This window comes from Psychroserpens mesophilus (genome assembly GCF_050617655.1).
Taxonomy (GTDB): Bacteria; Bacteroidota; Bacteroidia; order Flavobacteriales; family Flavobacteriaceae; genus Psychroserpens; species Psychroserpens mesophilus_A.
Map to the genome: position 1 here is coordinate 1 of NZ_JBODQC010000553.1, position 231 is coordinate 231.

Here is a 231-nt window from a genome sequence, read left to right on the forward strand (position 1 = left end):
GCCCTCCGACTGCCTACAGCCAAACACAAAATGGCGCGTATGCCTAAATACTTAATGAAGTTGATGGTGACAGAAAACTTCCTATTGTTATTGGTGCTTTTGAAGCGCAATCTATTGCTATTGCACTAGAGAAAGAAATTCGACCGCCAAGACCTTTAACTCACGATTTATTCAAAAATTTTGCCGACAGATTTGATATTGTTGTAAAGCAAGTTATCATTCACAAATTAG

The 231-nt window shown here is 38.1% G+C and carries 1 pseudogene; it reads left to right on the forward strand.

The window, feature by feature from the left end:
* A pseudogene (locus ACRHNM_RS18395) lies at positions 1–231 on the forward strand (bifunctional nuclease family protein); the annotation flags it as partial.